This window comes from Shewanella sp. Iso12, from assembly GCF_012030025.1.
GTDB classification, from domain to species: Bacteria; Pseudomonadota; Gammaproteobacteria; order Enterobacterales; family Shewanellaceae; genus Shewanella; species Shewanella algae.
Window position 1 is genome coordinate 1 of the sequence record NZ_JAAUHW010000048.1, and the last position, 480, is coordinate 480.

General features: G+C 46.7%; 1 protein-coding gene. It reads left to right on the forward strand.

Annotated features, from left to right (window positions below; translation table 11 throughout):
• Positions 1-480, forward strand: a 480-nt coding sequence (locus HCX89_RS22675; protein WP_167717531.1) for an IS4 family transposase, incomplete at both ends; no start/stop codon positions are given.

Sequence of the window (480 nt, forward strand, 5' to 3'; positions counted from 1 at the left end):
GCCTTACCGGATAACTCCGTGACCTTATTGGATAAGGGGTTTTATGGAGCAGACTTACTCCTTTCTCTCCAAAATAGTGGTGCTAACAGACATTGGTTGTTACCGGCGAAGAAGGGGGTGAAATACACCCTTCTGGACGATGAAGAGAGTGACGACATGCGAGTCGAAATGAAAGTCTCTCCACAAGCACGCAAGAAAAATCCTAACCTACCTGAAACATGGCAAGTGAGAGCCGTGACTTATCAGGTACAAGGTAAGCAAAAAACCGTATTTACGTCTCTTCCCAGAGAGCAGTACGATGCGGAATCAGTCGCGGCGCTTTACCACGAGCGATGGGAAATTGAATTAGGGTATCGAGACATAAAAAGTTCGATGCAACACAATGCGTTAGTGCTGAGGAGTAAGACTGTCGAACTTGTCTATCAAGAGTTATGGGGGCTGCTGCTTGGTTATAACTTGGTGAGACGAGAAGCGAGTCAG